This window comes from Geofilum rubicundum JCM 15548 (assembly GCF_000974365.1).
Classification (GTDB): Bacteria; Bacteroidota; Bacteroidia; order Bacteroidales; family Marinilabiliaceae; genus Geofilum; species Geofilum rubicundum.
The window spans coordinates 1-22662 of the sequence record NZ_BAZW01000062.1 but is presented as its reverse complement, the minus strand read 5'-3'; the positions used below and the strand labels follow the sequence as shown (position 1 = coordinate 22662).

23 protein-coding genes are annotated in these 22662 nt (G+C 45.5%); 7 read left to right on the top strand and 16 right to left on the bottom strand.

Annotated elements, in window-relative coordinates; all coding sequences use genetic code 11:
* Positions 1 to 227: 227 nt before the first annotated feature.
* Positions 228 to 719: a thioredoxin domain-containing protein gene (locus JCM15548_RS17725; RefSeq protein ID WP_083985230.1), complete on the bottom strand. Its 492-nt coding sequence runs from the start codon at positions 717 to 719 to the stop codon at positions 228 to 230.
* Between the two features lie 186 nt (positions 720 to 905).
* Positions 906 to 1265 (bottom strand): thioredoxin, encoded by a 360-nt coding sequence (trxA, locus tag JCM15548_RS17720; protein ID WP_062128150.1) that lies wholly within the window; start codon positions 1263 to 1265, stop codon positions 906 to 908.
* A 226-nt stretch (positions 1266 to 1491) separates the two neighbouring features.
* Here trxA and JCM15548_RS17715 point away from each other — a divergent pair, with 226 nt between their 5' ends.
* Together JCM15548_RS17715 and JCM15548_RS17710 are read left to right on the top strand one after the other, a co-directional pair.
* Positions 1492 to 2904 carry a CCA tRNA nucleotidyltransferase gene (locus tag JCM15548_RS17715; protein WP_062128148.1) on the top strand — a complete coding sequence of 471 codons (1413 nt, stop codon included), beginning with the start codon at positions 1492 to 1494 and terminating at the stop codon, positions 2902 to 2904.
* Positions 2901 to 3422: a TrmH family RNA methyltransferase gene (locus tag JCM15548_RS17710; RefSeq protein WP_062128146.1), complete on the top strand. Its 522-nt coding sequence runs from the start codon at positions 2901 to 2903 to the stop codon at positions 3420 to 3422. The genes JCM15548_RS17715 and JCM15548_RS17710 overlap by 4 nt, the downstream gene beginning before the upstream one ends.
* On the opposite strand, the gene JCM15548_RS25810 is transcribed toward JCM15548_RS17710, so the two are convergent.
* The 12 genes from JCM15548_RS25810 to glmM all read right to left on the bottom strand — a co-directional run bounded on the left by JCM15548_RS25810 (position 3419) and on the right by glmM (position 15954).
* Entirely contained in the window at positions 3419 to 3721 is a 303-nt protein-coding gene (locus JCM15548_RS25810) for an endonuclease/exonuclease/phosphatase family protein (RefSeq protein WP_062128143.1), read from the bottom strand. The two genes, JCM15548_RS17710 and JCM15548_RS25810, sit on opposite strands and share 4 nt — an antisense overlap.
* Positions 3706 to 4488, bottom strand: a complete 783-nt coding sequence (locus tag JCM15548_RS17700) for an endonuclease/exonuclease/phosphatase family protein (RefSeq protein WP_062128141.1) — start codon at positions 4486 to 4488, stop codon at positions 3706 to 3708. The genes JCM15548_RS25810 and JCM15548_RS17700 overlap by 16 nt, the downstream gene beginning before the upstream one ends.
* Before the next feature lie 7 nt (positions 4489 to 4495).
* Positions 4496 to 5962 (bottom strand): beta-helix domain-containing protein, encoded by a 1467-nt coding sequence (locus JCM15548_RS17695; protein ID WP_062128140.1) that lies wholly within the window; start codon positions 5960 to 5962, stop codon positions 4496 to 4498.
* Positions 5963 to 6210: 248 nt separating this feature from the next.
* A complete protein-coding gene (locus JCM15548_RS17690; protein WP_083985229.1) occupies positions 6211 to 6939 on the bottom strand; it encodes a head GIN domain-containing protein in 729 nt (242 codons plus the stop codon).
* 11 nt (positions 6940 to 6950) lie between these two features.
* Positions 6951 to 7352: a hypothetical protein gene (locus JCM15548_RS17685; RefSeq protein WP_062128136.1), complete on the bottom strand. Its 402-nt coding sequence runs from the start codon at positions 7350 to 7352 to the stop codon at positions 6951 to 6953.
* Positions 7353 to 7565: 213 nt separating this feature from the next.
* Positions 7566 to 8363, bottom strand: coding sequence for a malate dehydrogenase (gene mdh, locus JCM15548_RS17680; protein ID WP_262487131.1), 798 nt, complete (start codon positions 8361 to 8363; stop codon positions 7566 to 7568).
* Positions 8315 to 8497 carry a lactate/malate family dehydrogenase gene (locus JCM15548_RS25805; protein WP_262487130.1) on the bottom strand — a complete coding sequence of 61 codons (183 nt, stop codon included), beginning with the start codon at positions 8495 to 8497 and terminating at the stop codon, positions 8315 to 8317. Before JCM15548_RS25805 ends, mdh begins: the two co-directional genes overlap by 49 nt.
* Positions 8498 to 8640: 143 nt before the next feature.
* Positions 8641 to 9900, bottom strand: a complete 1260-nt coding sequence (locus JCM15548_RS17675) for an efflux RND transporter periplasmic adaptor subunit (protein WP_062128134.1) — start codon at positions 9898 to 9900, stop codon at positions 8641 to 8643.
* A gap of 109 nt (positions 9901 to 10009) precedes the next feature.
* Positions 10010 to 11506: a TolC family protein gene (locus JCM15548_RS17670; protein WP_062128132.1), complete on the bottom strand. Its 1497-nt coding sequence runs from the start codon at positions 11504 to 11506 to the stop codon at positions 10010 to 10012.
* Positions 11507 to 11555: 49 nt separating this feature from the next.
* On the bottom strand, positions 11556 to 12911 hold the full coding sequence (locus tag JCM15548_RS17665) for an ABC transporter permease (protein ID WP_062128130.1): 1356 nt from the start codon (positions 12909 to 12911) through the stop codon (positions 11556 to 11558).
* 70 nt (positions 12912 to 12981) lie between these two features.
* Positions 12982 to 14406, bottom strand: coding sequence for an efflux RND transporter periplasmic adaptor subunit (locus tag JCM15548_RS17660; protein WP_062128128.1), 1425 nt, complete (start codon positions 14404 to 14406; stop codon positions 12982 to 12984).
* Between the two features lie 159 nt (positions 14407 to 14565).
* The gene (glmM, locus tag JCM15548_RS17655; RefSeq protein WP_062128127.1) at positions 14566 to 15954 is read right to left on the bottom strand and encodes a phosphoglucosamine mutase; all 1389 of its coding nucleotides are present in this window, start codon (positions 15952 to 15954) and stop codon (positions 14566 to 14568) included.
* 196 nt (positions 15955 to 16150) lie between these two features.
* On the opposite strand from glmM, the gene JCM15548_RS17650 reads away from it, so the two are divergent.
* The 3 genes from JCM15548_RS17650 (at position 16151) to JCM15548_RS17640 (ending at position 19522) form a co-directional block, all read left to right on the top strand.
* Positions 16151 to 17011 (top strand): pseudouridine synthase, encoded by an 861-nt coding sequence (locus JCM15548_RS17650; protein WP_062128151.1) that lies wholly within the window; start codon positions 16151 to 16153, stop codon positions 17009 to 17011.
* A 46-nt stretch (positions 17012 to 17057) separates the two neighbouring features.
* On the top strand, positions 17058 to 17966 hold the full coding sequence (locus tag JCM15548_RS17645; protein ID WP_062128125.1) for a DUF5686 family protein: 909 nt from the start codon (positions 17058 to 17060) through the stop codon (positions 17964 to 17966).
* Positions 17967 to 18067: 101 nt separating this feature from the next.
* Positions 18068 to 19522 (top strand): hypothetical protein, encoded by a 1455-nt coding sequence (locus JCM15548_RS17640; RefSeq protein ID WP_062128123.1) that lies wholly within the window; start codon positions 18068 to 18070, stop codon positions 19520 to 19522.
* Here the strand turns inward: JCM15548_RS17640 and JCM15548_RS17635 are convergent.
* On the bottom strand, positions 19519 to 20274 hold the full coding sequence (locus JCM15548_RS17635; RefSeq protein WP_083985227.1) for a MutS-related protein: 756 nt from the start codon (positions 20272 to 20274) through the stop codon (positions 19519 to 19521). The genes JCM15548_RS17640 and JCM15548_RS17635 overlap by 4 nt on opposite strands.
* Positions 20226 to 21299: a hypothetical protein gene (locus JCM15548_RS17630; protein WP_062128119.1), complete on the bottom strand. Its 1074-nt coding sequence runs from the start codon at positions 21297 to 21299 to the stop codon at positions 20226 to 20228. Before JCM15548_RS17630 ends, JCM15548_RS17635 begins: the two co-directional genes overlap by 49 nt.
* Before the next feature lie 89 nt (positions 21300 to 21388).
* Between JCM15548_RS17630 and JCM15548_RS17625 the strand changes: the two genes are divergently transcribed.
* Positions 21389 to 22339, top strand: coding sequence for an AEC family transporter (locus tag JCM15548_RS17625; RefSeq protein WP_062128117.1), 951 nt, complete (start codon positions 21389 to 21391; stop codon positions 22337 to 22339).
* Between the two features lie 5 nt (positions 22340 to 22344).
* Positions 22345 to 22602, top strand: a complete 258-nt coding sequence (locus tag JCM15548_RS17620; RefSeq protein WP_157482913.1) for a hypothetical protein — start codon at positions 22345 to 22347, stop codon at positions 22600 to 22602.
* Positions 22603 to 22662 lie beyond the last annotated feature (60 nt).

Genomic DNA, 22662 nt, shown 5'->3' with positions numbered 1-22662 from the left:
CAGCCCGATTATTGAGGGCACCCCATTGTAGAATAAATTAAAAAGGGGGGGGCCATTCTCAGTGCTTTGATTCAAGCCCCCAATTGTCGCCGCAAAGATAAGTAAAAATAATTAAGGTATTCAAATACCCCCTTAAGCAAAATCGCAAAAAGGGGTTGCCCAAAACGGACAACCCCTCTACTAAAACTCTATAATCAAACCAACTAAGATTCCTTTTCCGACAAATACTATTTCGTTACCTTAAGAAAAGTCTCAATAATTCTTTCCAGTTCCTCCTTCGGCAACAAACCTTTGGCCCCGGCAGGATCTTCATCCATAGGAATAAAGAGCATGGTGGGATACGCAGTAACACCAAATGCAGCCGCTAATTCCCGATTTTTCTCCGCATCCACTTTATAGATCTGAATCTTATCGCCGTATTCACTCTGAAGCTCCACCAGCACCGGTGCCAAACGCTTACAAGGTCCGCACCAGGTAGCATAAAAATCGATGATGGCCGGACGGTCACCCTTGTAATCCCACTCTGAGCTGTTTTTAAAATCAAAAACGACTTCAGCAAAGCTGGCTTCATCCAAAGCAATCACCTGACTGGTTTCCACGGTTTCAGCAGGTGCTGTTGCCAGGTTTTCGGCTTTAACACCGGCTCTGTTTTCAGCCGTACAGCCGGTTGACTGGCCCATTAAAAGAGCAGCCAACAATGTAAAAAACAAATGCTTCATAAATCTAAATCATTATTAATTTCCTACCAGGGAAATAGTATTTGTAACTTAAACGAAAGGACCATTAAAATGTTACCTTCCTTGCGCCCCTTAACATGCCATTAAGACAAACAGCAGCCGCTATCGCTTCCTGGCTGCATCCAATGGTCAGCCGGTACAACTAAAGTCGGAATTAAGATAATGGCATTACTTTTCAACTTTCAGCACATCACTGATGGCTTTCTCAAAGGTTTCTTTGGGTAAAGCACCCTGGGCCATCTGCGGCTGTCCGTCTTTGGGGACAAACAATAAGGATGGAATACTCTGGATACCAAAAATAGCAGCTAACTCCTGCTCCTTCTCTGTATCTATTTTATAAATATCCACCTTACCTTTATAATCATCAGCCAACTCTTCCAAAATAGGCGCAACTGTTTTACAGGGTCCACACCAATCGGCATAAAAATCAATCAGGCAAGGCTTGTCGCCTGAAAAACTCCACTCCTTATTATTGGCGTAATCAAATACTTTCTCTTTAAATGTTTCTGCAGTTAAAAACTCAACCATAATTTTTAATTTTTAGGTGATTAAATCTGTGACAAAACTAATACAAAAAAATATTATTTCCAAATATCTATATTTGTGAATATGTCCATACAATAACGATGCCAAAAACAATTGCCCCTGTCATCTCCCCCCTTATCCCAACAAAAAATTGTAATTTTGTCAGTCGAACAAGAAACCAAGCCCCCAATTGATTATACTCTATTAATATACAACACATTAAGATAAAATGCAAGAACATCTGCAACACCCTGTTTTTAAGACCATTTCAGAAGTCTCTGATCTTGAAGGCGTAAAAACTTTTGTCATTGGCGGTTTTGTGCGTGACCTGTTTTTGGAACGCCCGACAACCGATATTGATATTCTGGTCATTGGCAGTGGTATTGACATCGCACAAAAAGTGGCCGCCCGTCTGGGGAAACTCAAAGTATCGGTATTCAAATCATTTGGCACCGCCATGTTCAAATACCGAAAAATGGAAATTGAATTTGTCGGGGCCCGCAAAGAATCCTATAACAGGGACAGCCGAAAACCCATTGTTGAAGACGGAACACTTGAAGATGACCAAAACAGGCGCGATTTCACCATAAATGCCATGGCCATCAGCCTGAATCGGGCCACTTACGGACAACTGGTCGATCCCTTTAACGGAACGGGGGATTTAAAGCAACAGATCATACGAACCCCACTGGATCCAAGCATCACTTTTTCTGATGACCCCTTACGCATGATGCGTGCCATCCGGTTTGCCACCCAGTTGCAATTTAAAATTTATGACGAGACCTTTAAGGCCATTTCCGTAAACAAGGAGCGTATCAGGATCGTCTCTATGGAACGGGTGGCCGATGAACTCAATAAAATCATGTTGTCGGACCGTCCATCCATTGGCTTCAAGTTGATGGATCTTACCGGACTTCTGGATATCATTTTTCCGGAAATGAAGGCCATGAAAGGGGTTGAAACCATTAAAGGCCAATCGCATAAAGACAATTTTTACCATACCCTGGAAGTGCTGGACCAAATTACCCCCAACACCGATGACCTTTGGCTGCGCTATGCGGCTTTGCTGCACGACATCGCCAAACCGCTGACCAAGCGTTTTGACCCGACTGCGGGGTGGACTTTCTATGCCCACAATCATGTGGGACAGAAAATGATTCCGAAAATATTTGCGCGACTCAAACTGCCCCTCAATGAAAAAATGAAATTTGTCCAGAAGCTGGTTTATCTGCACATGCGCCCCATTGCCTTAATTGAGGATGAAGTGAGCGATTCTGCGATTCGCCGTCTACTCTTTGAAGCAGGTGATGACATTGACGATTTGATGACCTTGTGCGAAGCCGATATCACATCGAAGAACAGGGAAAGGGCAGAGCGACACCTCCGAAATTTTAAAATTGTCCGTCGAAAACTTAAGGAGATTGAAGCCAAGGACCAGGTAAGGAATTTCCAGCCCCCTGTAACCGGAGAAATGATAATGGCCACTTTTGGTCTGTCACCTTGTCAGGAAGTGGGCGTCATTAAGACAGCCATTAAGGATGCCATTTTAGATGGCATCATTCACAATAACTATGATGAGGCCTATCAATTCATGATTCAGAAGGGTCAGGAAATGGGTCTCTCCATCAAGGATCCATCATGAACCCACTCAACGCCAACCGGTTTTTTGAGCAAGCCGCCTATCCGGATACGCCCAAAGATGGAACGCCCATCATTATTGCCGACCAGCTCAGGAATGGGGAAAACCTCGGACAAATAATACGTCTGGCCGGAAACACCGGGTGCCAAAAAGTTCTGATTGTTACCAACAACGAAGCACCACGAAAAAGCAAAATGCTGCGGGTAGCGGATGTTGCAGGAAAAGTCATGGGGTGGCAGTATTGCCAAAAGTCAGAAGTCCTGAATCTGATTCCGGATGATTACACCCTGGTGGCTCTGGAGACCTCGCCCGCCTCCAACAACCTTTTCGTCACCAAATTGCCTAAAAAAATGGCCTTAATTGTCGGCAACGAAAGCAACGGCATTTCAGAGTTTTTAATGAATGGCAGTCAGATGGAGATCCATATCCCTGTAACCGGACCTGTGAAATCACTCAATGTCGCCCAGGCGACCGGACTCTTGCTCTTCGAATGGGTCCGTCAGCATGTCCTCTCCCACTAAGGTGCTCGTTTTAAATTCCACCATACGGGGAGATGATCGCTGTACCCGCCGTGGTATCGCATGCCAACATAGGTGCGAAAAGGTTGATCACCGCCAAATTTATCATCCCGTTCCAGCAAAAAGGGAAAATCAATGATCCGCATCTCTGGTTTTTCCATGAAAATGGGGCGCTCTGTCTCAAAAAACGATCTGGAAACCATTATTTGATCAAAAACCTGCCACAAATGCCGGTACTTAATGGTGCCAGCATCACCCGACAAGTAGAGAGCCGGGGAAACCAAATTTACACCATCTTCCACCTGCCGGCACCCAAATATTCTGAGAATAATCCGGAATGGTGGGGCTCATTAAAGTCGCCCATCACAACCACCAAACGACGGGGATTTTGAGCCAACAAAGAATCGGTAAACAACCGAACCTGTTGGGCTGTATATGCACGCTTCCATTGCGTAGCAGCTGAACCTCCGTAACGGGAAGTCCAATGATTGACCAAAACATGCAAGGTATCCAACCCATCCATTACCCCCTTAACATACAGCACATCACGTGTCGTACGTTCACCCGGACCAAAATCCACCGTAATCGGCTCAGCACCTGATACCTGAAAGCGCTCATAAAGAAAGAGCAGTGCCACATCCATCCCTCTTTCATCCGGTGAATCAAAATGCACCAGGCGATAGCCCAGTTGCCGCAAACCGGTTTCATCAAGCATCCGGTTCAGCACCCAACTGTTCTCCACCTCACACAAGCCAACAAGAACCGGAGGAGACCATTTTCCGGCATTAAGAATGACCCGGTTTATTTTACGGAACTTATCCAGCATCCGCCCATACGTCCACCGGCGCAAACCCAGATAAGTAAATTCATGGTCATTTTTAAGCGAGTCATTGCTAACATCGAAGAGGTTTTCCACATTATAAAACAGGATACCTGCCGTCCTTTCCTGTGAAAGACAAGTATCCTGAGCCTCGTTTAGTTCCTGAGCCTGCAGTTGTAACAGAGAAGAAAAAATAAGGATTAAAAAAAGATAAGGAAGTCGGGCAGATTGGGAAGGTAAAAGGGACATGGCTATATCATTCCTGTTCTATTTCTATTCGTTCGAGAAAGCCCAAATCGGGCAAAATTAAAGCATCCACCCGCTTATTTCCCATATAATCAAAGGGGAATTGACGCGCAATTTCCGTACTGCCGGCATCCTGAGCCACAGAAAGTGTGTCCAGACGATAATTATAGGCAGAGAAATCCATAAAAGACGGATTTTGGTTCACGATGACATTATCAAAATGATTTCTATTGGAAAGTGCATCATCGCTAAAAGTCGTTTTAATCAGAGAATGCTCAAATTTATAATTCAAAAGAAATTCTTTCTTGTCCTCCTCACTGTCTTTTCGATCAGCCTTAGGTTCAAAATCAAGACCAATTTCATTCTCATTTGAGCCATAAATAATACAATTGCTGAAGAGGGCCGACTCCATATCCATAATGACCGGACGCTCCTCTTCATTCATGAAATAGTTGGACAACAGTAAGGCAGGAATCCCCCGATAACTCCAACGATAGTAATTGGCGATGGTACAGTGGTAGAACTCATAATTGCCACCAAGGGTCAGCGCGACAGAGGCGCTGCCACAATCGGCAAATAAAGAATTGTGGGCAACAATAGAAGAAGATTGGGCCACCAATCCTTGCTTGGTGATGTGCTCAATGCGGGTATTGGAGAGCCGTAAAGGTTCCTCGCCGTTGAGGCCAACCGAGTCCACTCTCAAACCATAGGTGGCGTTTCTGATATCTGCATAAGTGATGGAATGATTCCGGCTCCCCGGCAATAACCAGATAGATCCCCATTGACCCGGTTTATCAGCGTACCACTCTTCCAATCTTGAACCCGTGAAAACCACCGGGTTTTCATGCGTGCCGTTGACAATTAAAGAAGCATCATTGTGAACGATTAAACTGGCCCCTTTATAAAAATGCAGACGAGCTCCGGCCTCCACCGTCAGCGTTGCTCCCTCTCCCACCATCAACCAATCATAAATCAAATAAGGTTTCTCGGATGTAAAAGTTTGGGATTCAATGGAATCCTTTCTCATAACGACCACATCCTGGCCATAGGCGACCAGTTTGACGCTCTGAATGCGTTCTTTGGTATAAAAAAGGATCGAATCGGTTACTACAAAGGAGGGATCACTGTTGGCATCCGGATTAATGGTCACCTCAACAAAAACAAAAAGACTGTCCCCGGTTCTCAAAGGCACATCATCCACCTGATGTTCAGGAAGGCCATTCACATTGATACGAAATTTGGAATCTTCACCACCGGCCAGGCGAATACCATCAATGGTCATATCGCTTCCGTAGGGATTGTAGACCCTAAAATGCCTGGTGGCTGATCCAATAGAAGTAAAAATGGTATCAAACATAACCGTATCCATAGAGAAGGCGATCCCCTCTGTTCCTCCCCGAAACATATAGTCACGTTCACAGCCCCAGACCATCACAAGGGCCAGAAAGCCCCATAATATGTTCTTAAATCGTTTCATAATCTATCAAAATGGCCCTCTCTCGGTAATGTCTTTAAGACAACTTTTGTATCCTAACAATATTTTACAAATGTACGACTATTTTTTACAAAAATTAACGGTAACAAGCAAAAAAAATCCGCCCATTTTAAAGAAATGGTTAACAGACTTTTTAAACCCTTGCGTAGAATACATCTTTCCTACTTATATAGGAACGGAATCCTTCCTCATTTTATTGTCATCTGAAGGATCATTCTAAAGCCGATTTTTCAATCGGCTTGTTTAACACGACCAATCCCTGACACGTTGGAATAAACTTTTTCCGGGTCGCCTTTGTATACAACCGAGCAGGCACCGGCTATGTCCACTTTCAGTTCTTCGCTTGCAAAAACCTCGGCTTTTCCGGCACCGGCCAAATTCAGAACAACTTTCTCGGCCTTCAAATCAAAGCCTTCTAATTTTCCAGCCCCGGGCATCTCAAAATTCACACTTTCTACTTCTCCACGGGCTTTGATAGATGTGGCACCTGCACCATAGACTTCGAGCTCCTGGCCCTCAACATTCAATTCCAGGGAAACAGCACCTGCCAAATCAAAATGCAAAGTATCAAAAGTAAACACATTTGGGGTGATCAATTTCAAGGTACTCACAGCAGAAAGTTCTTTCAAATCTTTAACGGTAATTTCAAGGATGACGGATTGATTTTTCTTAATCACCTTGTCTTTCAAATAGGCCACTTTCAATACGCCATCATCCACATTGAGGACTACCCATTCCAATATTTCTTCATCCCCTTCCAAAATCACCTTATGCTGATCGCCATTGAACAAATACACTTCAAAATGCCCCTCCAGTTCGATGGCACTAAAACTGTCTGTCATCTGCTCTTGTCTCTCTGTAACCGAGAAAGCGAGACTTCTGGCACTGCCTGATTCACATTCGCAACTTGCAAAGAGGGTAAGTGCCAAAAGCATCCATGTTAATTGATTCCGTCTCATGACTAAATATTTTAGAAATAATAGGTTAGTCCGGCCAAATCATTTCGCCATTCCGCAGGCTCCAGCATCCAGCCGTCGATCTGATTGCTGCTGCTATCCGTGTGCTCTGCCACGTCATAATGCCAGTCACTTTCCCAGCTTTCGGGTGTCAGCATCCAATTTTCCACCTTTTCCATTCTACGGTCATCAGTGGCTATTTCCTCTTTAATCCAATCAATATCCTCCAGCATCCAGTCCTCAACAGCCAAAATTGGCTCAGTCAATTCTGCAACAAATTCTGCATTTTCAGCCTTATCGGCTATTCCACCTGCTTCCACATGACTTATGGGAAGAATTGTTAAGAATAGAATTCCCAATACCATCAAAGAAAAAGTTCCATTCAATTTTCCGGTTTGTTTTGCAATTGTTTTCATAATTCATCCTCCTGTTTTTGTACTTGTTTGGTTGACAAGGTACTATCAGGAATAATGCCAAAAACTGCAAAATGCTGTATGTCTGCTACTTATACAAGAAACAACCCTTCTTGAAAATGTACCAAACCGTGCGAAAACAAGCCATTTGTGTTCGAAAACGAACACAAAAAAAACCCGACTTTTGCCGGGTTTCATTGAATGGTAGCCAATAATTTATTGGCTCAACTTATCTAATACATTCATCACCTCAATCACATGATCGCGGCTGGTGCGAAGTGAGACCATTTCTTCCTCGGTTAATTTCAATTCTATCACCTTCTCAACACCATTTTTGCCCAAAACAACCGGCACGCCCAGGTAACAATCGCTAATGCCATATTCACCTTCTAATTTAATACATACAGGAAATACCCGTTTTTGGTCCCGGACAATGGCTTCCACCATTTGAGCGGCTGCTGAACCGGGTGCATACCAGGCAGAAGTACCCATTAGTTTCACCAGTTCGCCTCCACCAAACTTGGTTCGCTCAATGATGGCGTCCAGCTTATCGGCATCAATCAACTCCGTCACGGGGATTCCGGCAACGGTCGTATACCGTGGCAGTGGAACCATGGTGTCTCCATGTCCCCCCATTAATACCGCCTGAATATCCTTTGGTGACACGTTCAATTCCTCAGCAAGGAAAGCACGGTAGCGGGCAGTATCCAGAATCCCGGCCATACCCATAACCCGTGTGCGGGGAAATTTACTGGAAATATGTGCCTGATAGGTCATCACATCCAATGGATTGGAAACAATAATAATAATGGCATCCGGTGATTGAGCCACAACTTGCTCTGTCACCGATTTAACAATACCGGCATTGGTTTCAATCAAATCGTCGCGCGTCATACCCGGCTTCCTCGGCAATCCGGAAGTAATCACAACCACACTTGAACCAGCCGTCTTTGAATAATCACCCGTCACGCCAACGGTGCGTGTATCATACAAGTCAATAGGGCTTTCTGCCATATATCCAGTGCCTTTCCCTCAGCTACACCCTCTTTAATGTCTATCAAAATCACCTCGTTGGCAATCTCGCGATAGGCAAGAATATCGGCACATGTAGCCCCAACATTACCTGCTCCTACTACTGTTACTTTCATAGTTCGTTATCGTTAAAAATTATATCTTATAGATCCTGTAAATTGCTCGTAGCTATATCGGCAAATATATGCAAGTAAGATGAATTACAGAAAAATTTCTTTCTATTTTACAAACAATTAACAAGCAGCCAAAGCAACCGGCTCTACTCCAGAAAATGGGCACTCAGCTTTTCCGTATTTTTGGGTGGGTGCATCATTACCCGATCACCCGCTTCCAAACCCTCTTCTACCCAATAGAAAGAATCATTTTCACCGGCCGTATTAATTTGTTGTTGGACCACACCTGAAATCCCTTCGCGTTTATACACATAACTGGTCATTGATTCATTACTGAAAACGGCCAATCTTGGAACCATTAATGCCTCTTTTACCGACTCAACAACGATGTTATTGGTGGAGGTCATTCCCGGCAACAAAACCTTTCCATTTGAGTCTACTTTTATTTCAACCTTAAAGGCGCTATGAAATTCATCGGCCACAGCCTGGCCCACGTTCGCCACACGGGTTACGACGCCTCTAAACTCTTCTTCCGGAAAAGCATCAATACCCACCCGCACCTGTAATCCGGGTTCAATTTTTGAAATATCTATTTCCTTCACATAAACCACCGATTGTAGCGTAGCCAAATCCGGTAAGGTGGCAATCATCGGATTCCATCGGCTAACGTGGGAGCCTACTTTCACCTTTTCATTGTTGTGGCCACGGGCATAAACCACCAACCCGTCACCAGGGGCCGTGACTCTCAAATCTTTCTTTAGCTGCTGAAGCATTTCAAGCTTTTCCAGCTCTTCCTGAAGCTTTTCTTCAGCTCTTCGTACATACAAATGATGGCGTCTTTGTACCTGAATATAATTTCTCTCTTTCTGCTCTAAGGAACGCACGGCTGTTTCCAGACTGATCTGTGCTTGCCGCTGAACGGCTACCGACTCGTACACCGACTGCTCCAACTTGATTTCCCTGTCCAACACCAGATCATTGGCCTGACGAATTTCATCCCGGACTTCACTCAACACCAATGAGCTGTCAATTTTGGCATTGTCCAGGTTGTTTTTAAACATTTCCAAATCATCTTCAGCACTGCGCATGCGCTCTTCCACTTCTCCCGGATCCAGAGTGGCCACATAATCTCCTTTTTTAACAACCGTACCCTCACGCACTAAATCATTGATGGCAATGCTGCGAATACGAACAGAACGATCGTCCAAAACTTCAGGAATCATTATCTGGGTAGACTCCAGGGCCTCCAATTCTCCCATACCCTTCACCACGATTTCAAAAGTTCCCTTTTCCACGCGTACCACATCCGGCTCTTTCGCTCTCTCACGGGTGGATACAGAGTAAATCACAAGGGTCACAATAACCAATGCAATCGGAATAATTATTTGCCAAAGATTTTTTTTCATATCTCTAAGTACTTTGTGACAGTAAATAACCTGCAGATTTTGAGTCTTTAGTAAGAAAATGTCCAAGACAAGGCTTTCGAAGCTTTTGGCGCTTTATTCTGAAGACAACTTAGCGTTGCAACAATTCATCCAATTCCTGAATCAAGGGCCGGTCTTCAATAAAATCATACAATGTCAGCTGGCGAACACCATAATAACTTGTCCAGTAACGCCTTAGCGCATTAATATAGCTTCGGCGGGCAGAATCCAGAGAATTACGCGCTGAATTCAATCGGATAACATCCACTTTATCGATCAGGAAGCGCTGCATGGTTACATCATAACCACGCTGTGCAATGGTGTCCGCTTTGGCTGCAATGGCGACCTGCTCTTCCTGTAAATTAAAATCAAGAAAGGAAATGATGGCTTCCTGTTCAAAGTCGAGCAAGGATTGTTTAACGGTTGCCTCCACCACCTCCTGATTGGAACGCGCCATTTGTACCCGCCCCTTCCTTACGCCCCAGTCCATAATTGGCATACTCAATCCCAATCGGATTTGCTGTTGCTCCAAAAAGGGACTTTGATAGGCCATATCAATGTCTTCAGCGTTTCGATTTATTCCCAGATTAGCCCTAATATCTGCATTTAAACCATTCTGAGATTTGGTGCGGGCCACATTTTGCTCGGCCTCAAGAAGAGACCTTTGGAAATCCAATATTTCCGGATTACTTTCAATGGCCAGGGAGAGTGCGCGATCAACGTTTACCTGCAAATCAGGAATTTCATAGGGAACCACGCAATTGATTTCCACGTCATCCCCAACCCCTAAAAATGAATTAAGCGATGCATGGGCCTGTTTCAGATCAATATCGGCACGACTAACAGCCAAACGGGCGTTCAACAACCCCAACTCAAGGTCGAGTAACTCATCCTGGGTCACGGTTCCAATTTCAAACCGGCCACTTCCAATTCGATAAAGCGTATCGGCATTGGCATAGTTAATTTCCGCAATTCTTTGATTGATTTCTGCTGTGGCCACATTAAAAAAATGGTTGGTGGCTTGAATGGATAAGTTCTCAATGGACTGCAGATATTCCAGTTTTGCCTGTTCAAACTTAAGCGGCTCAATACGTGACTCCCAGCGAAACTGGTTATAGCCGTTCAGCGCCTGGGTAAACCCGATACTGACGGGCACTGAGGCATATTCAACCCCATCTGTATCCAGGTTTTGAATTCTTGATAAGGAAGAGGAGACATCAAAGACACCTCCGGTAAAGGGCACATTCTGCTGAAGGGACAGAGAGGCGTCAGAGGTGAAGTAGGAACGCTCCATAAATCGCTCCTCATCTAATTCGGAATCATAACGGCTAACCACCGACCTGTCATAATTAACGGGTGTTGAATTTAAACGTAAACTGGGCAAACGATCGGCCTTATAACTTCTAAACTCCCAGTATCTAGACAAATACATATTTTTGGCTCTGAAACTATAAAGGGACTGATGGTGGGCGAGGTCTATGACTTCATCCAATGTCAGATCCATCACCACCACCTCCCGGTTCTGAGCTTTGAGAAGCAAGGGCAGGGTGGCTATCAAAAACAAACAAAAAACATATCTCCATCTCATACTATAGCTTTTTAGGTCTTCCGACTTTAACAGGGTTAGAAAATAACTTTTAATGACGCAATGATTCCACCGGATCCTGATTGGCAGCTCGTTTGGCAGGAATATACCCGAAAACAATCCCTACTGTAGCTGATACCCCAAAAGCGACCAACACAGAAAAGAGACTCACTACCGTTTGAATGTCGGCCATCACATTAATCAATCGGGCCATAATAACCCCCAGTATAATGCCAATCATACCACCAGACACACTTATCAAAGTGGACTCGGCTAAAAACTGGACAATGATGTCTTTTCTGGAGGCCCCTATGGCCTGCCGCGTACCAATTTCCCGAATACGCTCCCATACCGAGGCCAACATGATGTTCATGATGCCAATGCCGCCAACAACCAGCGAAATACTGGCTATGGCTCCTAAAACAATATTAAAAATGTCGTTGGTCTTTTGTTGTTGCTTCAAAAGCAACTCCGGCACGGTCACCTCAAAATCATAGATATCAGAATGACGGCGCAACAACATCCGCTTCACGATGTCTGCCGTCGCACTTAAATGTTCGGTTGCCTCTACCTGAACAATAATCTTGTCCAGTTGATGCGTGGCTGTCACCACCGAGGCTTCCGAATTATTTCCTCCATCTCCACCACGGGCAACACTTTCAAGTACTTCCGGATTAATTCTGGCCCGGTCATTAAACCTTAGGAGCATGGTTTTTACAGGGACAAATATTTTATTATCGGTACTGCTAATACCCATTTCATCAGAAGCCGAAGCCGTAAAATCCCTGCGCTCGATCAACCCGATCACCTCCAACCAGGTATCTCCACACTTAATATGCTTACCGATGGGATCCTCGGTACTAAAAAACCGGTTTTTTATGTTGTCACCAATCACACAAACCGGCAAACCGCCCTCGCTTTGCTGCTCACTAAAAACAGAGCCGTTTACCAGATTAACGTTCAAAAGTTCAAAGTAGGTCGCCGAAACGCCTTCCAGTGCAACCGGATAACTGCGACCTTCCAACACGGCATGATAATTCAGGGAGATTACAGGACTCACTTTACTGACCGTGGGAATGGCACTTTCGATGGCTTCTGCATCCTGTAGGGTCAAACCCGGAGAATAGCGCCGTACATTGCCTCCGCTTCCGGTGGTGCCCGACTCGGCAGAACTCAGGGATGTTTCAGTGGGTGAAACAATGATATTATTAACACCTACCAATTTTATCTGTTCCAGCACTTCCTGCTGGGCCCCTTTACCAATGGCCAACATACTTATAACGGCTGCCACCCCAAACATGATGCCCAAAGCTGTGAGCATCGACTTCATTTTATTGGCCAAAATAGCCTCAAGGGCAATAATGACATCATGAAAATACCGGGTAAACAGATAGATAATATGCTTCATAAACAGAGACAATTAACAATTAAGATGATAAGGGATGGGCAAGATTCACAGCAAACAAATACTGCTACCGCTAATTGGATGCTGGGGGCGTTCTGCGCCGCCCTTCTCTTTGACCTGAGCCCTCCTCCAATGCTTCACCTTCGGGTTCCGAACTGAGGGGCATTTCAGCTTCTGCTTCCCGGGCAGAATCTTGCTTAGCTTCCTCAGCCCGTCTAAGAATATCTTCGTAAATATCCAGACCTGACAGAGGAAGATCTTCTGCATTGGAAGGCGCACTTAGTAATAAAACCTGTCCTTCTGTCAACCCCTGCTTAACCACTGCATAGTTGGCGTTTTCACTTCCCGTTTCAATGATTTGTCGGGTAAGGTCCGGCGCAGAGCTATAAACAAATTTAGTGGAATCGGTTCTAAAAACCGATTCCAGCGGAATGAACAAAACATCCTCCAAATAATTGACCGTAATCACATTACTGGTGGTCATGGCCGGACGAAGCTCAGGATCGGATCCAAACAATTTGATGATAACTTCAAACACTTTGGTATCTCCGTTGGGGAGCATTTGACCAATATTGGCTACAGTAATGACCTCTCCGTCAAACTTCTTATCCGGAAAAGCATCTACACCAACCTGAACCTTTTGTCCCACACTAATTTTTGAGATATCTATTTCGTTAATGAAAGTTTTGGAGATCATGGACGACAAATCCGGTAACTCGGCGATGCGGGGTGCCCAACGACTGACAGTACTTCCAACCTGAATTTTATTGCCAAAGCGGTCATAACTGTAAATAACCATACCCGGCATGGGAGCTTTTATTTCCAGAGCATTAAAGAGTTGTTCAATATCGCGCACTCTTTCGCGATCCTGCCGGACATCTTCCATGGCACGGGCCACACTGTTTTGGGCCTGACGCTCCTTTAACTCATAATTGCGCTCCAATTGCAATAAATTTTGTTCTGCCCGCTGTAATTCCAGGGCAGCCTGACGCTTTACTGCGGGTGATTCGTAAACAGACTGTTCCAACACCAATTTACGTTCTTCCACCTGAACAGCTCCGTTCAACAGACCATCCCGCAAATTGCTCATGTTTATATTTGTATCAATCCTGGCATCCTGCAGTTGTTGCAGCTCTTCCTCCAACTCTAATTGAGCCTCTGCCAAAACCTCCTCAATAGCACTATGATCCAAAGACGCCACAAAACCACCCTTTTCAACTACGGTACCTTCTTCCACCAGGTCTGTCACCTGAATTTCATACACCCGGATATTCCGGCTGGATAATTCAGCAGGAACTTCTATAAAGGTGGCATTCTCGGCCTGAAGCTGTCCGGTAGAATAGACCTCTGCCGTAAACGGCCCCCGTTGCACCTCAACCTGAATGTGTGTCTCGCCTACCATCCGGCTGTTTGAAATTAACCGGTAGCCAAAAAATATTAACAAAATAGCTGCAACACCTATTGCAGTGTACCTGATGAGATTTTTATTCTTCTGCATTTTATGAGTAATAGTTTTTGGTGAGACAAGTCAAATAGCTTAAAGTTTAATTGAGAAAGGATAAAAATTAAAGGAATTTGACAAGATGATATCAAAAACAAAGCACTGTCTGCTTCAATGATCCCTCATCAAAACAGACAGTGGCAAAAAGATAAATCGCTATTGAGCCATTTTTTTGATCTCTGCCATAATAGATCTGGCCAGTTCAGCCGCCTCAGTTTCAGAAGGTGCTTCAGCATATATCCGAATAATGGCTTCGGTGTTGGACTTTCGTAAATGCACCCAACGGTCGGCAAAATCAATTTTCACCCCGTCAATATCGGTGACCTTCTCAGACTGATAATTGGCTTTCATTTGAGCCAAAATAGCATCGACATCAATATCGGGCGTTAACTCAACCTTATTTTTGGACATGAAATAAACGGGATACTGCGCGCGCAAAGCGGAACATTTGATATCCTTTTTGGCCAGATGCGTCAGAAACAACGCAATGCCCACGAGGGCATCGCGCCCATTGTGACTGGCCGGATAGATAACGCCACCATTGCCTTCTCCGCCTATCACAGCCTTCACCTCCCGCATTTTTTCCACCACATTCACTTCCCCGACAGCTGCGGCAGCATATTGCCCACCATGCTTTTCTGTAACATCGCGCAAAGCACGGGTGGAACTTAAGTTAGAAACAGTGTTGCCGGGGGTGTGCGTCAACACATAATCGGCCACCGCCACCAGAGTGTATTCCTCGCCAAACATGCTGCCATCTTCATTGATGATGGCCAGACGATCCACATCAGGATCTACCACAAATCCGACATCTGCCTTTTCTCTTTTTATCAAATCAGATATCTCGGTCAGGTGCTCGGGGAGCGGCTCAGGATTGTGCGGAAACTCCCCACTGGGATCGCAGTAAAGTTCAAGAACATTCTCCACGCCCAATGCTTTCAGCAGGGCCGGGATGGCGATGCCACCCACCGAATTAACACCATCCACAGCCACTTTGAACCGGGCCTTTTTAATGGCCGCCACATCTACCAAATTCAGGGCCAATACGGCCTCAATGTGCTTTTTCAGGAAACTATCGTCTTCGGTGACCTGGCCCAATTCATCCACTTGTGCATAATCATAAGCTTCTCTGGCAGCGATATCCAGAACGCGCTCACCATCAGCGGCCGATAAGAATTCACCTTTCTCATTGAGTAATTTCAGCGCATTCCATTGCTTGGGGTTGTGACTGGCTGTAAGAATAATCCCGCCATCGGCCTCATGGTGTGTCACTGCCAACTCTGTAGTTGGCGTGGTGGCCAGACCTAAATGCACGACATCAATGCCCAATCCCTGCAGCGATCCTACCACCAGATTCTTCACCATCTCACCTGAAATACGGGCATCACGCCCCACCACTACTTTGGGCCGCGACTTACCCGAACGCTCTTTAAGCCACATGCCGTAAGCTGAAGTGAATCGCACCACATCAATGGGACTTAATCCCTCCCCCGGCTGTCCGCCAATGGTACCTCTAATACCTGAAATAGATTTTATTAATGTCATCTTAAAATATTTTATATTTAAAATTCTATTGAAACAGCTCAAAAGTGACATATTAGCGCAAAGATAGCTTAAAATGCCATGTTTCCCCATTAATTTTTCGCAACTTTGCAGCACAAATTTGACCAAGCGTACAAGTGTAAGAACAAGGCTATCAAAACTATATATGAGAGAGAAAAGAGACAACAAATCCGAGGGGATGAATAAAAGGAAACCTTATCCTTCAAAAGAGGGAAGTGATTTTAAAGGCAAAAGTAAGGAGGCCAGTTTCAAAGGGAAACCGAAACGAAGAGAGGTGGAAAAAAGCGAAAAGCCGCAGCCGGAGCATGAATCGGGACTTCCAACCGCCCTGCGATTAAATCGCTACATTGCCAATAGTGGTGTTTGTAGCCGACGTGAGGCCGATTCGCTTATTGCCAAAGGTCTGGTCACCGTTAACGGCAAAGTAGTTACCGAAATGGGAACACAGGTGAAGCGATCGGACGATATCCGGTACGAAGGAAAGAAGCTCAATCCCGAGGCCAAGGTTTATATCCTCATCAACAAACCCAAGGATATGGTGACCACCACCTCCGATCCTGAAGGACGCCGTACGGTGCTCGACCTGGTGGAAGAGGCTTGTCTCGAAAGGGTGTATCCGGTGGGACGACTGGACAGAAACACCACGGGGGTTTTGCTCCTGACCAACGATGGCGACCTGTCCAAAAAGCTGACCCACCCCTCCTCTGAAATCAAAAAAATATACCATGTATTTCTGGACCGACCGGTTTCTAAACAACACATGGACGACATCCGGAAAGGAATTGAGCTGGAAGACGGCTCAATAAAGCCCGATGTGGTGAGCTATGCCGATACCAATGACCATTCACAGGTGGGCATAGAAATTCACTCTGGTCGCAACCGCATTGTTCGTCGAATATTTGAGCACTTGGGATACAGGGTAGAAAAACTGGACCGGGTGTATTTTGCCGGATTAACCAAAAAGACCATTTCCCGTGGCAAGTGGCGCTTCCTGACCAACGACGAAGTGAAATTTTTGAAAGCGGGTATTTTGAAGTAAAATCATGTGGCTACCCCACCTCAGGAAATCCCCAAAATTAGCAGCGTTGCCTACCCTGTTTAAGGGTTTGGGCAACACTGAATTTTGGCACAGAACAATTGTCTGGCTTTTTATCCTTCAAGTCATACTCCCTCTGTCGCCCACCGCCGCTCAGTCCTCGCAAAAAATAAGCATTATAGACGCCTCCACGCAAGAAGCGGTGGCTTTTGCCAATATACAGTTTGGTGATCAACAGCGAGGTACGGTAAGTGACATCAATGGCCAGTTCAACATCCCTGACCGGTCAGCTTTTGACACGTTGCACATCAGCTGTCTGGGGTACCAACCTTCCAGGATGGCCCTGCGTGACCTGAGCGCCCAGTCAACCATTCAGCTGACACCCGTCCATATCGAACTTTCAGAAGTTCGTATTTTTCCCGGAGAAAACCCAGCCCATCGCATCATCCGGCAGGTCATCAACCAGCGGCCAAAGAACAACCCGGACCTGAACACCTCCTACAGCTGCCTGGTATACCACAAAATGACCTTTGCCATGGAAATGCCCGATACTTTACCGAAGGGCGATGAATCGCTGCGTCAACTGTGGGAATTTAACAAGGACAATCATTTTCTGCTCATCGAATCTGTCTCGGCTAAAAAACACCTGCCCCCCAAACACTCCCATGAACGCATTATTTCAGGTCGGGTCAGTGGCTTTCGGGAACCATCCATAGCTGTACTGCCTTCGCAATTGCAGCCTTTTACTTTTTACAACGACTACATCCAACTGCTGGAGAATGAGTTTTTAAATCCCTTGACGACACAAGGCTTGCGCAATTATCGCTTTCTCCTGGAGGATACCCTGATTGATACCTCGGGGGACACTATTTTTTACATCTCCTATGCCCCCCGAAAAAACAGTTCTATCAAAGGCCTCAAAGGTTCCCTGCACATTCACCAACCACCTGGGGCCTAAAGACGGTAACGGCCGCTACCCTTGAGGGACAATCGCCCTTTGCCTTATCCATCAAACAAAACTATTACCGGCACAATCAGGAACAGTGGTTTCCCGAGCAATTGGAGACCCGCTTACGCATTGAGAAAACCCTCACGGGGCAATCCTTTCCCTTTCCTTTAATCGGGGAAGGCAAAAGCATGGTAACGGCCGTTAAATTGAATCCGGAGTTAAGCGAGAAAGACTTTTCCTCCGTTCAACTCAGCGATGAATCGGGCCAGGTAGATGCCCCAAATATTGAAAATTACAGATACCGACCCCTCACAGCCCGCGATTCGGCCACGTATCACCTGATCGATAGTCTGGGCCGCGCCAACAATTTCGACCGCTTTATCGGCCTTCAAAAAGAACTCACCCGTGGCTATCTGCCCATGGGCTTGTTTAATCTGAATCTTTCCAAATTAATGGATTACAACCAGTACGAAGGATTTAAACCAGGTGTGGGTCTGCAAACGAGTGAGATGCTGTCCGCCAATTTCAGTCTGGAAGGCTTCTACAGCCGCAGCCTACAATCGCGCGACAATAATTACGGGGCAGAAATCATCCTCTATCTGAACCCCGATAAAGAGCAGGAATGGTCGCTTTTGGCGGAGAAGGATTTACATGCCACCGGGGCCGCTAATTTTCTGGATGGATTTTCAATGGTCTCGGATGAACGCTTTCGCCGCTTTGCCGTGGAAACAGTCGATTTATCGCGACAGGTACGTACCGCCTACGCGGCTCGTTTTGTACCCCGACTAAAAACCGAATGGTTTTATAAATACCTTGACACCCAGCCCATCATCCCCTATTCTTTTAATCTCAACGCATCCGATACCACTTCCCGCTCCTTTACCTCTCAAGAAACCGGGATGCTTATCAAATGGCAGCCTTTGGCCAAATTTGCCGATTCCAACCTCGGTCTTACACCCCTGAAAAATGAGTTTCCGACCGTGTGGGCCAATTTCACGTATGGCAGTGGGCGGTCCGACAAGCCACTGGAATACTTCAGTATGGAGACCCAATTGGAAAACAGCTTTCGGCTTTCACCATCGATAACCGGCGCCGTCAGATTAACCGGCGGCCACCTGTGGGGCAGACATACACCCACGCATTTGTACAGCGCCTTTGGCACACACAACAATCTCCTCGGTTTTGAATCCAGGTATTCCCTGGCCACCATGCGCCCCAATGAATTTGCCGCCAACTCCTTTGCCTTGCTGTTTTTAAGGACCACCATCCCCACCCGCATCCATCAGCCGGGTGGCTTTAAACCCACCATAACACTGTCCACCTCGGGCGGTTGGGCCGATGTCAACAAGGCCTTCTCCGGCAGAGTCCAAACATTTAATAAAGGCTACTATGAATCCGGCATCTATTTTGGCAGCTATTCAAACAGCTGTTCTTTAAATATGGTCTGGCCGTCCACTACCGCTATGGCCCCTACCGCCTCCCAAAAGAGATCGATAATTGGTCCTTCAAAATCGGCCTTGAAATTGGATTATAAATGGGTCTGTAATATAGGTATTGGACTCTAATCAATCACCCCCATTTGTCGCATTAAAAAAGAAGCGTTCAGCTTCTGACTCACCCCCTTTTTCAATTGATAATCAAACACCAGCTGATCGCCTTCCAACTCCACTTCAAAACAATGGTTGATCACTATTTCAGGATGTTTTTTATCCAACTCTCCAATGGTTAAATCGTGCGTGGCAATCACCACAGTGGCCTTCATGGCCATCAATTTCTCCAATAAACCCAGGGAACCGGCCTGCTTATCTTTGGTATTGGTTCCACGCAGAATTTCATCCAAAACAACCAAGGTTTGTGGACACGCTTTCACATAGTCGATGATCTCACGGATACGCAATAACTCCGAATAAAAGTAAGAAGCCTTGTGCGATAAGGAATCGCGAATATTGATGCTCGACATAATATGGACAGGAGAAAACCTGAAAAATCTGGCCACAACCGGCGCACCATTCATCGCTAACAATAAGTTAACAGCCAATGTGCGCAAAAATGTGCTTTTACCGGCCATATTGGCTCCTGTAACCACCATGACCTTGGGCTGACCTGTAAAACTGACATCATTGCAAACTCTGGTATCTGCCGGTATCAGCGGGTGTCCCATCTGGATGGCCTCAAAAACAAAACCTTTCTCAGAAACTTCAGGGTAACTCACCTGTTCCCGATTATTCATAGCGAAACGGGCCAGCCCATGGATGGCATCCAATTCACTCAAGCCTCCAGCCAGGAAATAATCTCCAGACGGTGCCGCTCCTTCCATTTCCCTAACAGTCGCACCATCTGCAAATCAAACAAGAATAGCAAGTTGAACAAGAAACCTACGACCATATTATAGCGGTAGTCAAACTTCTCCAATAATCCATAGAGTTCGCGCACCGACAAGCTGGCCCGTTTCCCGTCCTTTAAGAATTGGGATTGAAGCTGAACCAGTCGGGGCGATTGAAAAGGTTGGTCTTCGACCAGTTGAATAAGCTTTTCATAAACACCAAAATTCTGAGCACTTCTCCCTAAATTATTATGGACTGTATCTACTGTCTTTTTCTTCCCAAACATAATGCCAGTGGCCAAAACCAATAAAATGAGTAATGAACCAGCGGGTAAAACAGAAAAACCAACCAGAATAATCCACGCCACTACCAAACATGTATAAAGCCACAATAGCCATCCGGGCACAAGCGTCCGGATGGTTGACTGAAGCCATAACTGTAAATGGCCTTCTTCTTCACCCGTTTCCTTACTAAGCCGTCCCAATGCCTGGAAACTTTCCAAATACGCTGGATGCTCAGACAACTCCCTGATGGCTTCCTGCCGTTCTTTAATAATATCAGGCGACAACTCCTGAAAACTTAAGTAATTGGCGAGTTTGGTTCGTCCGCTATGCAAGACCGACCGACTCATATATTGATAAAGTGAGTTATCACCGAATATATCAAAATCACCTGCCAGGTGAGGATTGATTTTAACAAATTCTTCCCCACCATCAAAACCCGAGAAGTCAAATTCGAAAAACTTAAGTTCATCCTGATTAACAACCAATCGGCTTTTTAACAGACGCTGGTGCTTCACCCACCTTAAATCCACTTTGACAATCCACAAAAAACCCATCAACATGAGACCGGAGGCCACTCCTTGCCATACCGCTCCAGTGGTAGCCATCCAAATAGCAAAGCCCACAAATCCAATAAAAGAAACCAGTCTCAAAAAATAAAAAACAAAAAACTTACGTTCCAGTGCCTTAAGTTCCTTATTAAGCGCATCTATGCGATCCTTATAAAACGTTATCATGATGAAAAATTTAAAAACCGTCCTAATTTAAGGAATAAACGGGAAGTTTTCTTTTTTTCCTATTTTTGCTTGCTTAAAAGAGAGAAAAAATGCCCACTCAAATTATAACGGAACAAATCATTATAGCAGGTATTATCGTGTTGACCGGAGCCATAGGAAGCTGGCTGAAAGTCATCAATGAAGATGTCCGCTTCTCCATATCGCGTTTGGTATTTAATATCACACTGCCTTTGCTCATTCTCACCACCGTGTCCCGAATGGAAATGAACCAGGAAGTACTGGTAAACGGCGGGTGGGCAGCCTTTTTTTCTGCTTTATCATTCCTGATCATGTATACGGTAGGGAAGATTTCCGCCAGACTTTTTAGCCTCCCCCGACGTTCTGCCGTGATCCATGAGTTACACACCATGTTTGGAAACATCGTTTTCCTGGGATTTCCTCTGATTGCAGCCCTGTACCCCAACGAAGAAGCACTTTTATATGCCACCATTTACTATATGGTTTCCAGTTTTATGCAATGGACTTATGCGGTATTCCTGCTAAAAGGACAAAATAAAGTATCATGGCGTGAACGCTTCCAGAATTTACTCAATCCCAATACGGTTGCGTTTGTGCTTGGGGTCTCCATGTTCTTGCTTCAATTAAAGATGCCTGAAATTATGCATACCCCGCTAAGTATTATTGGAAAAGCCACCAGTCCGCTCGCCCTCCTGTACATTGGCTCCACCCTGGCCCGCACCAGTGTGAAAGGGGCCCTAAAACGAGGAGACATCTATTTATTAAGTTTGAATAAGCTAATACTCATCCCCATAACCCTGTTACTGATCATCAACCTCGCCATTGCGTATTTGGGCATAGAATTAGGGCAAATGGCCAAAACAATCATTGTCCTGGAATCAGCCATGCCCTGCATGAGCATGATTGTCATAATGGCCAAAGCTTATGGAGCCGCTGATGACCGTGCTGCCGAAAATGTATTCCTGACAACCATCCTAAGTTTGCTAACGCTGCCTTTGGTGTATTTACTGGCGACGTTATAGGAAGGGTGGGAAGGAAGGGTGAGTCGGGTGAAATGGGTAGGAGGCGAAGCGAAGCGGGAGTTGTAACGAAGTGGAATACCGAGGATCGGTACCCGCGTAGCGGGATTGAGAGGGTTGATTGGGTGGAAAGGGTTGATTGGGTTGGTGGGGTTATAACGCAGAAAAGCCGACTCATTGCTGAATCGGCTCTTCTTAAGATCGGCGGCGATCCCGATAAACCGGGATTTCGCGGCGCTCAACCTCCTGAAGTACGGTCGCCTTGATATCGATGACCAGAAATTAGCGCATAAAAAAAGGACATCCATATTTCTACGAATGTCCTT